The organism is Mesorhizobium sp. (assembly GCF_017306585.1).
Taxonomy (GTDB): domain Bacteria; phylum Pseudomonadota; class Alphaproteobacteria; order Rhizobiales; family Rhizobiaceae; genus Mesorhizobium.
In genome coordinates, this window is the sequence record NZ_JAFKIC010000239.1 from 1 (window position 1) to 18,931 (window position 18,931).

An 18,931-nucleotide genomic window follows, 5' to 3' on the forward strand; every position below is an offset into this window, starting at 1 on the left:
GACGGGTCTGCTTGCCGGAACGCCAGTCGCGATCGGCGCGGGCGACGTGCCCTGCACGGTCACAGGCGCCAGCGCGCTGGAGACGGGTACGATGATGGCGGTGCTGGGCACCACCTGCATGATCGGGGTGGTGCATGACCGGCCGGTCTTCACCCCGCCGGACCTCGGGCTGCTTTTCACCATGCCCGGCGAACTCTGGTACAGGGCCATGGTGAATGTCGCCGGCACGCTCAACCTCGATTGGGCGGTCGAGACGCTGTTGCCGGACCTTGCGCGCCAGCCGGGCCTTTACGCGCGTATCGAAGAGATGATCTCGCCGATCCCCATAGGCAGCGAGGGTGTCGTCTATCTTCCCTATCTCAGCGAGAGCGGGATCATCGCGCCGGTCGTGAATGTCGAGGTCCGGGCCGGCTTCCATGGCCTCGCGCCTCGCCATGGCCGAGCGCACATGGTGCGTGCCGTCTATGAGGGCGTGGTGCTCGCGCTTCGCGATCTTTACCAGGCGCTCGAGGGCACCGGACAGGAAATGCTGCTCACCGGGGGCGGGGCGCGCAGCCCGATGTGGACGCAGATGATCGCCGACGCGCTGGGCACGGCCGTGCTGGTGCCGGCCGGCACCGAGTTCGGCGCGCGAGGGGCAGCCCTTCTCGCCGCCACCGCCATCGGACGGTTCGGCTCCATCCAGGAGGCATCGGTGTCGACCCGAACCATACAGCGCCGCCACGAATCGAACATTCGGATGAAGGCCGAATGGGACCGGGCTTTCGCCTCGTACAGGAAATACCGCGATAAGGCGCTCGCATAACAGGCGACGCTTTACAGTGTGTCGGTTGCGGTATATACCAGTGAGACATCTGGAATATACCACTTGATGAACCAGACCCCTTCGAACCAGCCGCTCTATCTGCGCCTCGCGAACGACTTCGCGGCGCAGATCGCGGCGGGCTCGCTGCAGGCGGGCGAACGCCTGCCTTCCGAGCGGCAGATCGCGGCGGAGCTCGGCGCCAGCCGCATGACCGCGCGACAGGCGCTCAAGCTTCTGGAGCAGCGCGGCCTGGTTGAAACCCGCGCCGGCCGCGGCGCCTTCGTCACCCAGGTTCGGATCGAGCAGCATCTCAGTGCGCTGAGCGGCTTCACCGAAGACATGCGGCGCGACGGCCGCAGCGCTTCCAGCGTCGTGCTCGACGCTGGCGCGGGCATCGCGGATCGCGAAACGGCCGCCGCGCTTGGTCTTGCCGAAGGCGACGCCGTGCATAGGCTGGTGCGCGTGCGCCTGGCGGATTCCGAGCCGGTCGGCATAGAGAGGACGGAAATTCCCCTCGAGTTGGCGCCGGGCCTGCTCGACAGGGCCGATTTCCGCACGGAATCGCTTTATCGCGTCCTGCGCGACACATACGGGATCTATCCGACAATGGCCGAGCAGACGCTGCGGGCGGCCCATCCCGACGCGGCGAGCGCCGCTGCGCTCGGCATCACCCGGGAAAGCCCCGTCCTTGTCCTTACGCGCCGTACGCTCGATGCCGCGCGACTGCCGCTGGAATATGTGCGCTCGATCTATCGCGGCGATTGTTTCGTCATGCGGGCCAACCTGACCCTGGGAGGGGACGTATGAGCAAGACGCCGACCGCCGCCGCCTATCTGTCGGAGCTGGCCGCCCGCGTGGGCCGGCTGATGGAGCAGAATGCCGAAGCGATCGCGGCTGCGGCCGCGGCCGTGGAGCGCACGGCAAAGGCCGATGGCCTCGTCTATATTTTCGGCACCGGACACAGCCATACCATGGCGGAGGAAGCGCATTACCGTGCCGGCGGTCTCGCCTTCACCGTGCCGATCCTGTCCACGCCGCTGATGGTGCATGAAGGCGCGGTGGCAAGCACGGCCTTCGAGCGCATGTCCGGAGTGATCGTGCCGGTTTTCGAACACTATCCGATGGACGCAAACGACGTGCTGATCGTCGTCTCGAACAGCGGTGTCAACGCTGCCACCGTGGAGGCCGCGCAGCTTGGCAAGCAGCGCGGCGCCACCGTTGTCGCCATCACATCGCAGGATTATTCGCGTCAGGCCGCGCACGGACGCACTCGCTTGGCCGACGTGGCCGATATCGTGCTCGACAACGGTGCGCCTCCCGGCGACGCCATCATGCGCGTGCCTGGCGGCGAGCTGCGGGTCGGACCGATCTCGACCTCCATAGGCGCGGCGCTGATGAACGCCGTCTTTGCCGAGGTCGCCGTGCGCCTGCAGTCCTCGGGCGCGGACGCTCCGGTCTATCTCAGCGCCAACATGCCGGGCGCCAAGGAGGTCAACGAGGGGCTCATCGCCCGCTATCGCAAGCGCAACCGCCATCTTTGAGCAAGACCGGCAAGGGGCCGGGAAAGGGAGACAAAATCGTGAAACTGACCAGACTTTTCACCGCAGCCGGCTTCGCCGCGCTGCTCCTTTCGGGGACCGCCTACGCCGATCCGGTTAAGCTCACGCTCTGGCACATGGAACAGCCGCCGCATCGCGTGCAGCGCATGCAGGAGCTGCTCGACGAGTTCAACAAGGGCCATCCCGATATCGAAGTGCGCCAGGAACCGCAGAGCTGGGGTGAGGTCTACGCCAAGGCGCCGGCCGCTTTCGCCGCAGGCAACGGTCCGGATCTCCTTTTCACCATTCCCGATTTCACCACCGTGCTGAAGAAGATCGACGCGGTCGTGCCGGTCGACGATCTGGCGAAGGACCTCGACGCCAAGCACGGCTTCGTGCCGGCGACGATCGCGCCTTACAAATATGACGACCATGTCTGGGCCATTCCGGCCTACAACATGGCTATCTCTCTCTGGTACCGCAACAGCGCGCTGAAGAACGCGGGCATCGAGGTGCCGAAGACCTGGAGCGAGTGGCAGGCGGCCGCCGAGAAGCTCGGTGGCGACGGCCGCTACGGCATCGGCCTGCCGGCCAACAAGCAGCTCTACACGGACCAGACCGTCTACAGCTTGATGGTCAACAGCGGCGCGGCGGACATCTACAAGGACGACGGCTCGATCGATTTCGACAAGCCGGAGACCGTGAAGGCCTACGATTTCTACAGCAAGCTCGCCAAGCTTTCGCCGGCGGACAATGCGTCCTGGACCTGGGGCGAGGCCGAGGCCTGCTTCGCCAGCAACACCTGCGGCATGATCCTGCAGTTCAGCGTCATCAACACCTATGACACGCAGGCCGAGGGCGATGCGGCGGACCTGGGCGTGGCGGCTGTCCCGCATGACGATGGCCAGAAGGAGTCGGCGACGATCTCCTACTCCAACGCCATCATGCTCACCACCAAGGACAAGGCCAAGCAGGATGCCGCCAAGGTGTTCCTGGCCTGGCTGCTGGAGCCGGCGAACTACGGTCGCTTCCTGACCATGGAGCCGGGCCTGTTCCTGCCGGTCACCAACGACGGCGCCAAGGCCGATTCGTTCTGGAGCGACAAGGTCGTGACCAAGTACAAGCCGCAGATCGAGACGATGATCGCCAACTCGCAGAACGGCAAGCTGTTCGGCTTCACCACCGGCAAGGTGTTCCCGTCGATCGGCGCCATCTCCGCGCAGAACCTGATCGCCGAGACGCTGCAGCACATCGTCGTCGACGGCCAGAGCGCGGCCGACGCCGTGAAGGCGGGCCAGGCCAAGATGGCCGACATCGCCAAGAAGTAACAGCGGTCAGGGCAGACGCATGAAGAATACGACGCTTGCCTTCCTGTTCGTTTCGCCTGCCCTGCTGTTCCTGCTGGCCGTGCTGGGCTGGCCACTGGTCCAGGCCGTCATCCTGAGTTTCCAGGATGTCGGCGTGATCGGCTCCGAAGGCCACTTCGTCGGCCTTTCCAACTATGCCGCCGTCCTCGGGGGCGGCGGCTTCTGGTACGCGTTCAGCCGCAGCATCGTGTGGGTGCTGGGCAACGCGGTGGTACAGACCGCGCTGGCGCTGGTCACCGCTCTCATCCTCAACCAGAAATTCCCCGGCGTGCAGATCGCCCGCACCTGGGTCATCCTCACCTGGATCGTGCCGACGGTGGTTGTCGTCATCATCTGGCGCTGGCTGCTGTCCACTTCGGGCGGCATGATCAATCCCCTTTTGATCCAGGCCGGCATCGTCGAGCGGCCAGTGGGCTTCTTCGCTGGTCGCGACAGCGCCATGGCCTCGCTGATCCTGATCAATTCGTGGCGCTGGTTCCCCTTCACGGCCCTGATGATGCTGGCAGGCCTTACCCGCATTCCCGGCGACCTCTACGAGGCAGCGCGCATCGACGGCGCGGGCACCTGGCAGCGCTTCAGGCGCATCACCTGGCCGCTGCTGCAGCCGACGCTGATGGTGCTTGGCGTGGTCGGCACGCTGCTGTCGTTCAATGTCTTCGACGTCATCTGGCTGCTGACCGCGGGCGGACCTTCCGGCGGCACGCAGACGCTTCCAGTGCTGATCTACGAAACCGCCTTCAAGGGCTACAGGCTGAGCGAGGCGGCCACGATCTCGGTGCTGACCAGCATCCTGCTGATGGGCTTCGCCTTCCTCACCACCCGCGCCATGACCGCCACGGAGGCCTCGCGATGAAACGGAGCTGGCGCCAGGCGACCGCGCTATTCGGCGGCCTCGCCGCGATAGCGATCATCATCGGGCTGCCCTTCTGGTGGGTTGTCACCGGGTCCATCAAGCTGCCGCGTGAGATCATCCAGCGCCAGCCGACGATGTTCCCCCATTCCTTCACCCTGCAGCATTTCGAGAAGCTGCTGCAGGCTTCGGACTTCCCGATCTACCTGTTGAACAGCGTGATTGTGGCGCTGTTCTCCACCGCCTTCACCGTGCTGATGGCGCTGCCCGCGGCCTACGCCTTCTTCCGCATGGAGTTCCCGGGCCGCAACACGCTCTACCGCACCATTCTGCTCGCCTATGCCTTTCCCGGCGTGGTGGTGCTTATTCCGCTCTACGGCCTGTTCGCCAAGGTCGGGCTGATCGACAGTCCGGCGGCGCTGGTCATCGTCAACGTCGCGCTGGCCTTGCCGTTCTCGATCTGGATGATGCGCTCCTTCCTCGCCACCGTGCCGCGCGAGATCGAGGAAGCGGCGGTGGTCGACGGCGCGCCGACGACCACCATCCTCGTGCGCATCCTGATGCCGCTGATCGCACCGGGCATCGCCAGCGTCGCGATTTTCGCCTTCATCTCGTCCTGGACCGAATATCTCTTCGCGTCCGTCCTGATCGTGTCGGACGCCAGGCGCACGATCCCGGTCGGCTTTGCCGGCATCATCGGCCAGTACCAGATCGACTGGGGCCTTCTGCTGGCCGGCGCCACCGCCGCCATCGTCCCAGTCGTCATCCTCTTTGCCCTCGTCGGCCGCTGGTTCGTCTCCGGCCTGACCGAAGGCGCCGTGAAATAAGGAAGAACCCATGGCGCGCTTGTCGCTCAAATCGGTGAAGAAGCGCTTTGGCGAGACGGAGGTTATCCGTGGCGTCGACCTCGGGGTCGAGGACGGCGAGTTCGTGGTCTTCGTCGGTCCGTCGGGCTGCGGCAAATCCACCCTGTTGCGCATGATCGCAGGGCTGGAAACGACAACCGAAGGCCGCATCGAGATCGGCGGGCGCGACGTCACCGGCGAGGATCCCGCCAAGCGCGGCATCGCCATGGTGTTCCAGACCTATGCGCTGTATCCGCATATGACCGTGGCGACCAATATGGGCTTCCCGCTGGAAATGGCGAAGCGGCCGAAGGACGAGATCGACCGCAAGGTGCGCGAGGCGGCGAAAGTGCTCCATCTCGAGCAATATCTCGAACGCAAGCCGCGCGAGCTTTCGGGCGGCCAGCGCCAGCGCGTGGCCATCGGCCGCGCCATCGTGCGCCAGCCGGGCGTGTTCCTGTTCGATGAACCGCTGTCCAATCTCGATGCCGAACTGCGCGTTCAAATGCGCATCGAGATCGCCAGGCTGCACAGCGAACTTAATACGACGATGATCTACGTGACTCATGATCAAGTCGAGGCAATGACGCTGGCCGACAAGATCGTGGTGCTGCGCGCCGGCTCCATCGAGCAGGTCGGCGCTCCGCTCGAACTCTACGAGAATCCCGACAATGCCTTTGTCGCCGGCTTCATCGGTTCGCCGCGCATGAATTTCGTACCGGCGACGGTGAAATCCGCGAACGGTAACGTTGCATTGGTGACGGCACCACAGGCCGGCCTTGCCGAACTCACGGTGACCACCCGCGGCGCGGCGCCCGCGGCGGGCTCGGACGTGAGCATCGGCATCCGGCCCGAGCATTTCGTGGCAGCCGACGGCGCGGATGCGACGCTTTCGGGAAAGATCACCATCGTGGAGCGGCTGGGCGGCGTGTCCTATGCGCACGCGCAACTCGGGAACGGCGACATGCTGACGGTCGAAAGCCGCGATGCGCGCGAATTTTCCACGGGAGTGGAAACAAGCTTCGGCATCCGCCAGAGCCGGGTCTTCCTGTTCGACAAGCAAGGCCGGCGCGTCTGAGCTTCGGCTGGCGTCCTCCTCCCCATGCCGGCCAGTCGAGTTCGCCATGACGTTGCATGGCTCCGGGCCCGGTCCAGGCGCGCTCACGGGCACGTTACAAAAGTGTAACGTTGGTGCCCTTGAATCGCCACGTTCACAGACCCAAATACACGTCATCGGCAGTTTTCGCCGAAGTCCGGAGCAAGGCCCGTCCCCCGCCTATACCGGACATCTGCGGCAGCCTATCCCCCCTCTCCGGGCTGCCGCATCGTTTCGAGTAGAGGCCGCCGTGGTTCCCCCTCCACCACGGCGGTCTTTTTTGTCTCGGACAGGACCTTCGCGTCCCGTGGTCCAATACTCCCGGGCTTTTCGTTTGCCCGTCCTGCCTTTACGGTTCCGGCACTGAATCGAAAGGCTTGCCAAATGTCCGCAATTTCCCCCGTCCTCGACCGTCTCGACAAGAATCTCGACCAGAGCCTGGAAAGGCTGTTCGGCCTGCTCAGGATCAAGTCGATCTCCACCGATCCGGCCTATGCCGCCGATTGCCGCAAGGCGGCGGAATGGCTGGTGGCGGAGCTCAAGCTGATCGGCTTCGACGCCAGCGTGCGCGACACATCAGGACACCCGATGGTGGTCGCGCATCACGAAGGTCCGGCGGGCGCGCCGCATGTGCTGTTCTACGGCCATTACGACGTGCAGCCGGTCGATCCGATCGAATTGTGGGAGAACGATCCGTTCGCGCCCGCGCTCAAGGAAGTCGGCCCCGACCACAAGGTCATCACCGGACGCGGCTCGGCCGACGACAAAGGCCAGTTGATGACCTTCGTGGAGGCTTGCCGAGCCTGGAAGCAGGTGCATGGCAACTTGCCGTGCCGGATCACCATCCTGTTCGAGGGCGAGGAGGAATCCGGGTCGCCATCGCTGAAGCCGTTCCTCGAGGCCAATGCCGAGGAACTCAAGGCCGATTTCGCGCTGGTCTGCGATACCAGCATGTGGGACCGCGACACGCCGTCGATCTGCGTCGGATTGCGTGGGCTGGTGGGCGAGGAGATCACGGTCAAGGCCGCCGACCGCGACCTGCATTCGGGCCTCTATGGCGGGGCGGCCGCCAATCCGATCCGCATCCTGGCCAGGGTGCTGGCCGACATCCACGACAAGGACGGCCATGTCACCATTCCCGGCTTCTACGACGGCGTCGAGGAGACGCCCACGCAGGTGCTGAAATCCTGGGAGACGCTCGGCGAAACGGCCGAGACCTTCCTTGGACCTGTCGGCCTGTCGATCCCTTCAGGCGAGAAGGGCCGTTCGGTGCTGGAACTGACCTGGGCGCGGCCGACGGCCGAGTTCAACGGCATCGTCGGCGGCTATACCGGCAAGGGATTCAAGACGGTGATCGCCGCGGAAGCGTCGGCGAAGGTGTCATTCCGCCTCGTCCACAAGCAGGATCCGAAGAAGATCCGCGCGGCCTTCCGCAAATTCGTCGAGGAGCGCATCCCGGCCGATTGCTCGGTCGAGTTCCACGCCCATGGCGGTTCGCCGGCGATCCAGCTTTCCTATGACTCGCCCTTCCTGGCGAAGGCCAAGACGGCGCTCTCCGACGAATGGCCGAAGCCCGCGGTCACCACCGGCAGCGGCGGCTCCATCCCCGTGGTCGGCGACTTCCAGACCTATCTCGGCATGGAATCGCTGCTGGTCGGGTTCGGCCTCGACGACGACCGCATCCATTCGCCGAACGAGAAATACGAGCTCTCTTCCTTCCACAAGGGGCAGCGCTCCTGGGCGCGCATTCTCGATGCGCTGACGCGCTGAACACGAGTTTCCTGTTGATTTTTCACCGGATCGCGGCGAGGACGGTCTTACGCCGCGACCGGAGAAGACAATGCCCGACATCCGTTTCCACAAAAATGATCTGCCCGATCTCTCGCATTACAATGTCGATGCCGTCGCCATCGACACCGAGACGCTGGGGCTGAACCCGCATCGCGACCGGCTCTGCGTCGTGCAAATCTCGCCGGGCGACGGCACGGCAGACGTCATCCAGATCGCGCACGGCCAGAAGAAGGCGCCGAACCTCGTCAGCCTGTTGAAGAATCGCGGCATAACCAAGCTGTTCCACTACGGGCGCTTCGATCTCGCGGTGCTCTACAACGCTTTCGGCGTGATGCCCGAGCCGGTGTTCTGCACCAAGATCGCCTCGCGCCTGACCCGCACCTACACCGACCGGCACGGGCTGAAGGACATCTGCTTCGAGCTTCTGGGCGTCGGCCTGTCCAAGGCTCAGCAATCGTCGGACTGGGCGGCTGAGACATTGTCGCCGGAGCAGCTTGAATACGCCGCTTCGGATGTTCTCTACCTGCACCGCTTGCGTGAAGTGCTGGCCGGGCGGCTGGCGCGCGAGGGCCGCGCGAAGGAAGCCGACGCCTGCTTCCGCTTCCTGCCGACGCGCGCCAAGCTTGACCTGATGGGCTGGGACGAGGAGGATATCTTCGCCCACAGCTGACGCCCTTGATTGGGTGCCGTCGACGATCGGTCTGGAACCAGATGCCGACCTCGGCGTTCAGTCGGCTCGAATTGCTTAGTTTGCGCTTTTCCCGGGAAACCACGACACACTTTCCCGGAATTACCCGGAGGGGGGATGAGATGGCGGACAGAAAGCCGATAGCGACCGCGCCGACCGACGGTTCCAAGGTCACCGTGACCTGGAAGGACGGCGACGGCGTGCTCAACGAATCCATCGCGCAGTACCGCGACAATGGCTGGTGGGTCTACACCGACAGCCATACGCAGAAGAAGGTCGATCCGACCAGCTGGCGGCCAGCCACCAGCGACGATGACGACCAATAGTCGTGCCGCTGGCGAGGCCGTCTGCTTTCGAATAGCCTGAAGCCGTTGATATCGGGGCCGATTCGGAGCCTTCCGCTCCGCGTTCGCCCTCTTGCTCGGAGGAAATCGCAATGGGTGTCGAAAGTCTTCTCGTCTTCATCATCATCGGTGCCATCGCCGGCTGGCTCGCCGGTCTCATCGTCTCGGGTTTCGGCTTCGGCCTGATCGGCAACATCATCGTCGGCATCGTCGGCGCGTTCATCGCCGGCTGGCTGTTCCCGCGGATCGGATTTTCCATCGGCGGCGGTGTCATCGCCTCCATCATCCATGCCACGATCGGCGCCATCATCCTCCTGGTGCTGGTCAAGGTGCTGAAGCGAGCGTAAGGCTCCGACAATCAAGGGCGCGCCATGAACCAGAACAGACTCTATCTCATCATTGGCGCGCTCGTCGTCGCGGTCATCGTGCTCGGCGGCTATCTCTATCACGAGCAGACCAAGCCGAAGGGCGTCGAACTCAAGATCGACGACAAGGGCATTTCGATCCAGCAGAACTGACCCCGGTAGGTAACCGACCGGGATGCGGGAGCGCGACATGGGGGCTGGCGACGCGCCGCAGGGCGGTGAAGAGCCCAGGATCAGTGTTGCCGAGTGGGAAAGGCTGAACAGGCCGCCGAGACGAGAGGCCTGGCTGCGTTATGTCTGGCGCACATTTCGCTTTCTCAGGACCGCCGCGCCGGTCAGCGAATTGCACGGGCGGCAGCAGGCGTTTGGCGACGCGGTCGTTGCCTCCGTGGCCTTCAACCGGCCCGACGTGATCGAATGGCAAATCCACCTTGTGCGCCGGTATCTGGCCGAGCACGAGAGCTACATCGTGTTCGACAACTCCAAGAAGGAAGAGGCAAGGGAAGCGATCCGCGACCTTTGCCGGCGCCAGCATGTCCCCTATGTCGCCCTGCCGAGGAACAGGCTGGTCGTCAGCAGGTCGCACGGCCAGGCTCTCAACTGGATCGTGCGCAACTTCGTCACCGGCTTTGGTCCGAAGCTCTTCGGCTTCATCGACCACGATATCTTTCCCACGGAGCCGTTTTCGATCCGCGAAAGGCTGGGGGGCAGGCTCGCCTATGGCAGCATGCGGGACGACACGCCGACGCCGGGCGGCTGGTTTCTGTGGCCCGCCTTCTGCTTCTTCGACGGAAGCCTGCTGCGGCAACGACTGGATTTCGCTCCAAGCTACACGTTCCACATGGATTCCGGCGGCGGCAACTGGCCGCTGCTCTACCGGTCGATCGACCCGGCGCAGGTCAGGTTCACCGAAAACAGATTGCTGGCCTTCGGAGACGGAAACGATCCGCATGAGGATCATTTCATGTCTGTCGACGGCTGGCTGCATGTGACGAACGCATCGAATTGGCGAAAGCAGCCGGCCGACAGGCGCGAACATCTCGCCGCCCTGCTGCGGCAGGCCGGCGGCCCCGACCAGCCGGACGTGAAATTCGAACCGATCTGAAGCAAGCTCCGGGCGGGGCAACCCTCCGATCGGCTTGACCACGAGGGGTGTCTTGGGGCTTAATCGCAACCTCAAGGTGGGCATATAATTTTCAATGGGCTGGGACGGCGGGGCAATTCCCGATCCGTATCGTCATTCGGTTTCCGGGGGCGGAGAACCGATCGCGCGGATCGACTTCAAGGCTGGCGAGGCGGTGCGGGCGGCGCTCTCGGCGATCGGGCGCACCGAGGATTTGCGCTTTTCACCGGACAATCGATTGCTGGTGATTGCCGGCTATGCGCGCAAGCGGCTGCTGGTCCTTCGCGTCGACATCGAGGCCGGATCCGGAGGTCCCGCTGTCGCAGTTCGGAATTTCATGGAGCTGACATCGGACAATATGGGCGAAATCCATGGCCTGGATTTCATCGACGACCGCACTCTGGTGATCGGCAACCGCGACGGACACGCCGCGATCTTCGCCTTGCCAGCCGAGGAGCCGGCCGGCCAGAGCCGGGAAATATCGGCCATTCGCAAGGTGAAGGGCAGGGGGCCCTGCAAGCTGAATTCGCCCGGCTCCCTTGCCGTCAAGGTCGAGTCGCGCGGGCGTGTCAGTCTGCTTGTCTGCAACAACTATACGCATATGGTCACCCGGCACGTGGTCAACCGCTGGCTTGGCTATCGCACAACGAGCAACCGGCGGCTCCTGGCACGCGGTCTCGATATACCGGATGGCATTACTCTCAGCCATGACGGTCGGTGGGTCGCGATCAGCAGCCATGGCACCCAGGATGTGAAGCTCTACCGGATGTCCGCGTCGCTAGGCCCTGACACCGAGCCCGCCGGTGTTCTTGTGAATGCCGGCTATCCGCATGGCGTGCGCTTCAGCGGGGATGACCGGCACATCATCGTCGCCGACGCGGGCAGCCCGTTGGTGAATGTCTATGCCAGCGAGGGTGGCTGGGACGGGCAGCGCGCGCCCGTGCGCTCGGTCCCGGTACTCGACGAGGAAAGTTTCCTGCGCGGCAGGGCCAGCGTCGAGGAAGGAGGCCCGAAGGGCATCGACATCGACCGGTCGAACAGCGTCATGGCGATGACCTGCGAGGAGCAGACGCTGGCATTTTTCTCCCTTGCATCGATCATCGGTTCGCGGGCCAGCAGTGCCGCTTCTGTTGAATAGTCAGAGGCAATTATAGGGTTTGGCCGAAGGGCCGCAGAGCGCGAGGCATGGGCCGCGTTCAGAAAATCGTAAGGGTTTTCAAAAGCCTGCATAAACCATGCTTTAACCCGCCCTTAAATCGCCGCATCTACTCTTCAACCGGAACGCCATTGGCACCGGGGATAGCAAGCGCAGCGCATGGCGAACCGCAGAGACAGCCGCATCGAGCCCAGCTTCGAGGGACCGCCACAGGCGCGCTCTTCCTCGGGCCTTTCGGTGAGCGAGGAGGACCGCGTCGTGCCGAGCAACCGCAAAGCCTCCGCGAAGCGCAAACCGTCCAAGGCGAAATCCCAGCGTGGCGGGCGCGGCAGAAGCCGGCGCGGCCTGTTCGGCGTGCTTGGCCGGCTGTTTTACTGGTGCTTCGTGCTTGCCATCTGGGGCGGCATCGCCGTCGCCGGTGTGGTGATCTACTATGGCGCCAAGATGCCGGCGGCCACGACCTGGTCGATCCCTGACCGCGCGCCCAACATCAAGATCGTCTCGGCCGACGGTCAGTTGATCGCCAACAGAGGCATGAGCGGCGGCGAGGCGGTCGGCCTGCACGAAATGTCGCCCTATATCCCGGAGGCGGTGATCGCCATCGAGGACCGCCGCTTCTACTCGCATTTCGGCGTCGATCCGATCGGCCTGTCGCGCGCCATGGTGACCAACCTGCTCGGCGGACACTTCTCGCAGGGCGGCTCGACGCTGACCCAGCAGCTGGCGAAGAACCTGTTCCTGACGCCCGACCGCACGCTGGAGCGCAAGGTGCAGGAAGTGCTGCTGTCGTTGTGGCTGGAGCACAAGCACACCAAGGACCAGATCCTCGAAATGTACCTCAACCGGGTCTATTTCGGCTCCGGCGCCTATGGCGTGGAGGCGGCTTCGCGGCGCTATTTCGGCAAGAGCGCGCGAGACGTCACCCTCTCGGAGGCGGCCTTGCTGGCCGGCCTTCTGAAAGCGCCGTCGCGGCTGTCACCGGCGCGCGATCCCAAGGCCGCCGAGGAGCGCTCGCAACTGGTGCTCGCCGCGATGCGCGAGGAAGGCAAGATCAGCGAGAAGGAGCTTAAGACGGCGCTCAGCGCGCCGGCGACGCGTTCGCCGTCCTACTGGACTGGTTCGGAAAACTATGTCGCCGACACCATCATGGAAGAACTGCCCGACCTGATCGGCGACGTGCGCGGCGACATCGTCATCGACAGCACCGTCGATCTGACACTGCAGAAGCTCGCCGAACAGTCGATCCGCAAGCTGATCGACGACAGCGGCAAGAAGCTCAACGTGACCCAGGGCGCGCTGGTGTCGATCGACGATTCCGGCGCGGTGCGCGCCATGGTCGGCGGCTATGATTATTCGACCAGCCAGTTCGACCGCGCCTCGGAGGCGCGCCGGCAGCCGGGCTCGGCCTTCAAGCCCTTCGTCTACATGGCGGCGCTGGAAGCCGGCCGCACGCCCGACAGCATCCGCAACGATGCGCCGATCAAGATCGGCAACTGGACCCCCGACAATTACGGCGGCAAATATTTCGGCAAGGTGACGCTGGCGACGGCACTTGCCAAGTCGCTGAATTCGGTCGCCGCCCAGCTGACCATGGAAGTCGGTCCCAACGCCGTGGTCGAGGCCGCGCACCGCATGGGCATCCAGTCCGACCTGCAGGCCAACACCTCGATCGCGCTCGGCACGTCGGAGGTGACGCCGCTTGAGCTGACCTCGGCTTACGTGCCGTTCGCCAATGGCGGCTACAAGCCCGACATCCATTTCATCCGCCGCATAACTGGCGCGGACGGCAAGGTGCTCTATGACAGCGGCGGCAGCGGCAGCGCGCCGCGCGTGATCAAGCCGGAGATCGTCGGCATGATGAATTCGATGATGACCGGCACGGTCGAGGTCGGCACCGCCAAGAAGGCGGCCTTCGCCTGGCCGTCGGCCGGCAAGACCGGTACCAGCCAGAATTCGCGCGACGCATGGTTCGTCGGCTACACCGCCAACCTGACCACCGGCGTGTGGTTCGGCAATGACGACGGCACGCCGATGAAAAAGGTCACCGGCGGTGCGCTGCCGGCGCAGGCCTGGCACGAATTCATGGTCGCGGCGCATGAGGGCGTGCCGGTGCGGCCATTGCCCGGCACATGGAAGTCGACGCCGCCCGATACGATCGTGCCCGACGATATTCCCTCGGTGGACAACAATCAGCAGGCGCCGGTTCCGTCGGTCACCGTTGGCCAGCAGCAACCGCAGACAACCCGGACGTCCGACCCGGCGCCACAGCCGGCCGCGCCCGTGCGCGCCGCGCGGCCGGCCCAGACCGTCGATGCCGATGGCTTCAACATGCCGTCGGACGACGGCACCACCGCCTCGGTCGGGCATCCCGTACCCCCCGGCAGCGTAGGCGGTCCGCTGAAGAAGCGGCAGACCTCGATCCTGGACATTCTGGGCGGCGGCTGAAGGGGCTGTCGTCCAGCGGCGTCAATCCGCCTCTCGCCAGCGTCACGGTGTTCGGCTACATCTCCGCCCGGAGACCGTGACATGGCTGAACCAGATACCAGAAAAACCATCGTGCTGACCGGCGCCAGCCGGGGCATCGGCCATGCCACGGTCAAGCGCTTTTCACGCGAGGGCTGGCGCGTCATCACCTGCTCCCGCCAGGCCTTTGCCGAGGATTGCCCGTGGCCGGCTGGCCCCGAAGATCACATCAAGGTCGATCTCGCCGATCAGGAGGATGTCGGCATAGCGGTGTCGGAAATCCGCCACCGGCTGGAGGCGCATGGCGGCCAACTCCATGCGCTGGTCAACAATGCCGGCATTTCGCCCAAGCTCAAGGACGGCAACGGCCGGATGAACTCGATCGATACGCCGATGCATGTCTGGCGCGACGTGTTCCAGGTCAATTTCTTCGCGCCGATCATGCTGGCGCGCGGCCTGTTCAAGGAGCTGGCGGCGGCGAAAGGCTCGATCGTCAACGTCACCTCGATCGCCGGCACGAGGGTGCACCCTTTCGCCGGCACCGCCTATGCGACATCGAAGGCGGCGCTCGGCTCGCTGACACGCGAGATGGCGCATGATTTCGGCCCGCACGGCATCCGTGTCAACGCGATCGCGCCGGGCGAAATCGACACCGCGATCCTGTCACCGGGCACGGAAAAGATTGTCGAGACGATCCCGCTGAGGAGGCTGGGCACCACGGCCGAGGTCGCCGACATCATCTACTTCCTGTGTTCGCCGCAGTCGTCCTATGTGTCCGGCTCGGAAATCCACATCAATGGCGGCCAGCACGTCTGAGCCGGCCGGGCTCAGCTTGAGGACACGCTTCAAGTCATGGTCAGCACTGCCTTGCCGCTGAAGCTGCGCTGGCGCAGCGCCTCCAGGGCCTCAGCGATCCCGGTCCACGGCACGGTCAGGGCTATGCGGGTTTCGAGCCGGCCAGCCACGACCATGGCGAGAAGCAAGGCGATATCGGCGCCGATGCTTGGACCCGACGCATAATAGGCGAATGTCTGAAGCCTCGCGCCCTCGTGCCCCGGCACGAATTGCCGGAATCCGATAGGCGTCAGCTCGCCGCTGCTCGAGCCGAACATGACGATGGTTCCCCCCGGCGCTACCTGTTCGATCGCACGCGCCAGGCTTTCGCCGCCGACGGATTCGGTGATGAGCGAAAACGGCCCCGTGGCCAGATCGATCGAGGCGACGACCCGCCCGGCTCCCAGTTGGCGAAGATCCTCCTCGTGACGGGAGGCGGCAACCGCCGTGACCAGCCCGCCTTGCTCGCGTGCGATCTGGACCTGGAAACGGCCGACCGCACCGCTCGCGCCCGTGATCAGCACCTTGAGGCCGGCAAGGTCACCGCCGTGGCGCAACGTCCTCAGCGCCGTCGTGCCGGCTACCGGGAGTGTTGCCGCTGACGCGAAGGCGACGGCATCCGGGACGATGGCGAGGCGGTCCGTGGGCACCGTGACACGTTCGGCCCAACCGCCCTGGTCGACGAGAGCCGCGACTCGCGTGCCGGCGGCCGGCCCGGAACCATCGGCCGCGGCTTTCTCGACCACGCCGACAATGTCCTGGCCGGGGATGAAGCCGTTCGGGCGGATGGCGAGCAGGCGCAGTTCGCCTCGGTTCAACGAGGTCGCGTGAACCGACACCAGCGCCTCGTTGGCGAGCGGCCTCGGCTCATCGAAATCGGCGAGCTTCAGGCCACCGTTGCCGTCTGGGGACGTTACCAAAGCGAGCATTCCAATCCACCTCCTGCTGTTAGGTGGCGGCGGTATCGATGCGCGCCACTACTGGACTGCAGGAAGTCTATCGGTTTGCTTGGTCGAAGAATTTAGCTATGCTGGCACTTAATCGCTAAAAGCAGTCAATCATGAGACAGCCTCTCCGTTACCCCTGGGTCGACTTCGACGTCGACGAAATTCCTGCGCCGGCCATCGCTGTGCGCGTCGACGTTACCGAGACGCGCGCGGAGGTCGCCGCCCACTGGCACCGCAAGGGACAACTCGTCTTCGCGCTTGGCGGCGGTGTCACCTGCCGTGTGCCGAGCTGCATGTGGATGGTTCCGCCGCATTGCGGGGTGTGGATTCCCGGGAGCATGGAGCACAGCAACATCGCCACGGCCAATGCCCGGATCTTTTTCGTCTACATCGAGCCGGGCGCCGCCGAACTGCCAGACCGCTGCTGCACGCTTTCGATTTCCCCCCTGCTGCGCGAGCTGATCATCGAACTGTCCGACAGTGTGCAGGACGACCCGGCGAGAGATGAACTCTTGACCAGAATTCTGCTTAACGAGTTGCCGCGCATGCCCGTACAGCAACTGCATCTGCCGATCTCGTCCGAGCCCCGGCTCCGCAGGATCGCCGACGCGCTGGCGCAGGACCCGGCCGACCGCAGCACTCTTGCCGAATGGGCCGGCCGCGTCGCGCTCAGCGAAAGCAGCCTCGCCCGCCTGGTGGTCAAGGAGACAGGGTTGAGTTTCGGGCGCTGGCGCCAGCAACTGCACCTGATCGTCGCCATTCGGGAACTCGCCTCGGGCGCCAGCGTACAGCAGGTGTCAGGCGATCTGGGCTATGCCTCGGTCACCGCCTTCATCACCATGTTCAGGAAGGCGCTCGGAAAACCGCCGGCGAAATATCTCGGCAGCATCGCCCAGCACGGTGGTTCCGCCTTCGTGGCGTGACTATTCAGGCCGCCGACGGTTCGGTAGCTTGCGGCTTGTTGCCCAGCACCTCTTCGACGATGCCGCGCGCGATCTCGCGCTCACCCATGATCACCGTGTTGGCGCCAAGGCCCTTCAGATGCTCGACCTCGGCATCGGAATGGGCGCGGGCGACGACGTTGATGGCAGGGTTGGCGGCGCGGGCGCGCAGCACGATCTGGCCGGCCTCGAAGGCGTTGGGAATGGCAAGGATCAGCCGCTTCGCGCCTTCCGGATTGGCGGCCGAGAACACTTCGGCATTGGCGGCATTGCCGGCGACGGTCTCGATGCCGTCGGCCTTCAGCCTCGCCAGCGTCTTGTCGGCATCCTCGATGACGAGGAAGGGTTGACCAGCCTCTTTCAGCGCCGCGCCGACGAGGCCGCCGACCCGGCCGTAGCCGATCAGGATGGCATGGCCGGTGAGTGCTGTCCTGGGCGGCGGACCGTCTTCGTTCCTGGATGTCGCGGCGACCGACGCCACCTGTCCTGGCGAGGTTGCCGGGCCGACCGGCTTCGCGTCCGCTGGCGGCGCCGCCTTGGCGGCGCGGGCCTCCAGCCATGGCTTCATCCAGTCGATGACAAGGAACATCAGCGGATTGAGCAGGATCGAGAGGATGGCGCCGGCAAGGATGAGGTCGCGGCCCTGTTCGGGCAGCAGTTTCAGCCCGACGCCGAGCTCGGCAAGGATGAAGGAGAACTCGCCGATCTGGGCAAGGCTCGCCGAAATCATCAATGCCGTGGCCAGGGGATAGCCGAAGGCGACGACGATGACGAAGGCGGCCAGCGACTTGCCGATGACGATGATGGCCAGCGTCGCCAGGATCGGCAGGCCGTTGCTGACCAAGCTGAACGGGTCGAACAGCATGCCGACCGAGACGAAGAACAGCACCGAGAAGGCATCGCGCAGCGGCAGCGATTCCTCCGCGGCGCGGTGGCTGAGTTCGGACTCGCTCATGATCATGCCGGCGAAGAAGGCGCCCAACGCCAGCGAGACGCCGAAGAGTTTTGCCGCGCCGAAGGCGACGCCGAGCGCGATGGCCAGAACCGACAGCCGGAACAGCTCGCGCGACCCGGTGTGGGCGACATAGTGCAGGATCCAGGGAATGACCCGGCGGCCGACCACCAGCATGACGACGACGAAGGCGACGACCTTGGCCAGCGTTATGCCGACGACGCCCCAGATGCCATAGCTGGCCGGCAGCGACAGAAGGCCGCTCGAATGCGTGTCCACCTGCTCCTGACCACCGAGCACGCCGGCAAGGGCCGGCAGCAGGACCAGCGCCAGCACCATCGCCAGATCCTCGACGATCAGCCAGCCGACCGCGATGCGGCCACGTTCGGTTTCGATCAGCCGGCGTTCCTGCAGGGCGCGCAACAGCACCACCGTGGAAGCGACCGACAGCGCCAGGCCGAAGACCAGTCCTGCGCCCATCGACCAGCCGAGCATCCATGACAGTCCGACACCGAGCAGCGTGGCAAAGCCGATCTGGACGATGGCGCCCGGCACGGCGATGGCGCGCACCGACAGCAGGTCCTTGAGCGAGAAATGCAGGCCGACGCCGAACATCAGCAGGATGACGCCGATTTCGGCTAGTTCGTTGGCGAGGCCCGCATCGGCGACGAAGCCGGGCGTGTTCGGCCCGACCAGCACGCCCGCTACGAGATAGCCGACCAGCGGTGGAATTCGGAAGCGGTTGGCGAGAGCCCCGAAGACGAAAGCCAGCCCCAGACCGGCGACGATGGTGGCGATAAGGGGCGTGTCATGCGGCATTGTCTAT

The 18,931-nt window shown here is 64.8% G+C and carries 18 protein-coding genes and 1 pseudogene; 17 read left to right on the plus strand and 2 right to left on the minus strand.

The window, feature by feature from the left end:
* From J0I79_RS29010 to J0I79_RS29085, 16 genes and pseudogenes are all read left to right on the plus strand, one after another.
* A partial coding sequence (locus J0I79_RS29010) for an FGGY-family carbohydrate kinase (protein ID WP_292867468.1) occupies positions 1-805 on the plus strand: 805 nt, incomplete at its 5' end.
* Positions 806-871: 66 nt separating this feature from the next.
* Positions 872-1,612, plus strand: a complete 741-nt coding sequence (locus J0I79_RS29015; protein ID WP_292867471.1) for a GntR family transcriptional regulator — start codon at positions 872-874, stop codon at positions 1,610-1,612.
* On the plus strand, positions 1,609-2,346 hold the full coding sequence (locus tag J0I79_RS29020) for an SIS domain-containing protein (protein ID WP_292867474.1): 738 nt from the start codon (positions 1,609-1,611) through the stop codon (positions 2,344-2,346). Before J0I79_RS29015 ends, J0I79_RS29020 begins: the two co-directional genes overlap by 4 nt.
* 38 nt (positions 2,347-2,384) lie before the next feature.
* A complete protein-coding gene (locus J0I79_RS29025) occupies positions 2,385-3,671 on the plus strand; it encodes an extracellular solute-binding protein (protein WP_292867477.1) in 1,287 nt (428 codons plus the stop codon).
* Between the two features lie 19 nt (positions 3,672-3,690).
* Positions 3,691-4,563 carry a sugar ABC transporter permease gene (locus tag J0I79_RS29030; RefSeq protein ID WP_292867481.1) on the plus strand — a complete coding sequence of 291 codons (873 nt, stop codon included), beginning with the start codon at positions 3,691-3,693 and terminating at the stop codon, positions 4,561-4,563.
* Positions 4,560-5,387: a carbohydrate ABC transporter permease gene (locus tag J0I79_RS29035; protein WP_292867484.1), complete on the plus strand. Its 828-nt coding sequence runs from the start codon at positions 4,560-4,562 to the stop codon at positions 5,385-5,387. Before J0I79_RS29030 ends, J0I79_RS29035 begins: the two co-directional genes overlap by 4 nt.
* 10 nt (positions 5,388-5,397) lie before the next feature.
* On the plus strand, positions 5,398-6,483 hold the full coding sequence (ugpC, locus tag J0I79_RS29040; RefSeq protein WP_292867486.1) for a sn-glycerol-3-phosphate ABC transporter ATP-binding protein UgpC: 1,086 nt from the start codon (positions 5,398-5,400) through the stop codon (positions 6,481-6,483).
* A 402-nt stretch (positions 6,484-6,885) separates the two neighbouring features.
* Positions 6,886-8,271, plus strand: coding sequence for a M20/M25/M40 family metallo-hydrolase (locus tag J0I79_RS29045; RefSeq protein WP_292867489.1), 1,386 nt, complete (start codon positions 6,886-6,888; stop codon positions 8,269-8,271).
* 70 nt (positions 8,272-8,341) lie between these two features.
* Positions 8,342-8,962 (plus strand): ribonuclease D, encoded by a 621-nt coding sequence (locus J0I79_RS29050; protein ID WP_292867492.1) that lies wholly within the window; start codon positions 8,342-8,344, stop codon positions 8,960-8,962.
* 140 nt (positions 8,963-9,102) lie between these two features.
* Positions 9,103-9,306 (plus strand): hypothetical protein, encoded by a 204-nt coding sequence (locus J0I79_RS29055; protein ID WP_292867496.1) that lies wholly within the window; start codon positions 9,103-9,105, stop codon positions 9,304-9,306.
* Between the two features lie 110 nt (positions 9,307-9,416).
* Positions 9,417-9,671 carry a GlsB/YeaQ/YmgE family stress response membrane protein gene (locus J0I79_RS29060; RefSeq protein ID WP_013892967.1) on the plus strand — a complete coding sequence of 85 codons (255 nt, stop codon included), beginning with the start codon at positions 9,417-9,419 and terminating at the stop codon, positions 9,669-9,671.
* A gap of 24 nt (positions 9,672-9,695) precedes the next feature.
* Positions 9,696-9,842 (plus strand): hypothetical protein, encoded by a 147-nt coding sequence (locus J0I79_RS29065; RefSeq protein WP_292867500.1) that lies wholly within the window; start codon positions 9,696-9,698, stop codon positions 9,840-9,842.
* Positions 9,843-9,879: 37 nt separating this feature from the next.
* Positions 9,880-10,794, plus strand: coding sequence for a hypothetical protein (locus tag J0I79_RS29070; RefSeq protein WP_292867503.1), 915 nt, complete (start codon positions 9,880-9,882; stop codon positions 10,792-10,794).
* 94 nt (positions 10,795-10,888) lie between these two features.
* Positions 10,889-11,950 carry a hypothetical protein gene (locus J0I79_RS29075; protein ID WP_292867506.1) on the plus strand — a complete coding sequence of 354 codons (1,062 nt, stop codon included), beginning with the start codon at positions 10,889-10,891 and terminating at the stop codon, positions 11,948-11,950.
* A 177-nt stretch (positions 11,951-12,127) separates the two neighbouring features.
* The gene (locus tag J0I79_RS29080; protein WP_292867509.1) at positions 12,128-14,413 is read left to right on the plus strand and encodes a transglycosylase domain-containing protein; all 2,286 of its coding nucleotides are present in this window, start codon (positions 12,128-12,130) and stop codon (positions 14,411-14,413) included.
* 93 nt (positions 14,414-14,506) lie between these two features.
* Positions 14,507-15,247: pseudogene (locus tag J0I79_RS29085) on the plus strand (SDR family oxidoreductase); the annotation flags it as partial.
* A gap of 29 nt (positions 15,248-15,276) precedes the next feature.
* On the opposite strand, the gene J0I79_RS29090 reads toward J0I79_RS29085, so the two are convergent.
* A complete protein-coding gene (locus J0I79_RS29090; protein ID WP_292867515.1) occupies positions 15,277-16,194 on the minus strand; it encodes a zinc-binding dehydrogenase in 918 nt (305 codons plus the stop codon).
* Between the two features lie 131 nt (positions 16,195-16,325).
* Here J0I79_RS29090 and J0I79_RS29095 point away from each other — a divergent pair, with 131 nt between their 5' ends.
* On the plus strand, positions 16,326-17,135 hold the full coding sequence (locus tag J0I79_RS29095) for a helix-turn-helix transcriptional regulator (RefSeq protein WP_292867518.1): 810 nt from the start codon (positions 16,326-16,328) through the stop codon (positions 17,133-17,135).
* A 4-nt stretch (positions 17,136-17,139) separates the two neighbouring features.
* Here J0I79_RS29095 and J0I79_RS29100 read toward each other — a convergent pair whose 3' ends face one another.
* Complete coding sequence (locus J0I79_RS29100; protein WP_292867522.1) at positions 17,140-18,924, minus strand: cation:proton antiporter; 1,785 nt, start codon at positions 18,922-18,924, stop codon at positions 17,140-17,142.
* Positions 18,925-18,931: the final 7 nt, after the last annotated feature.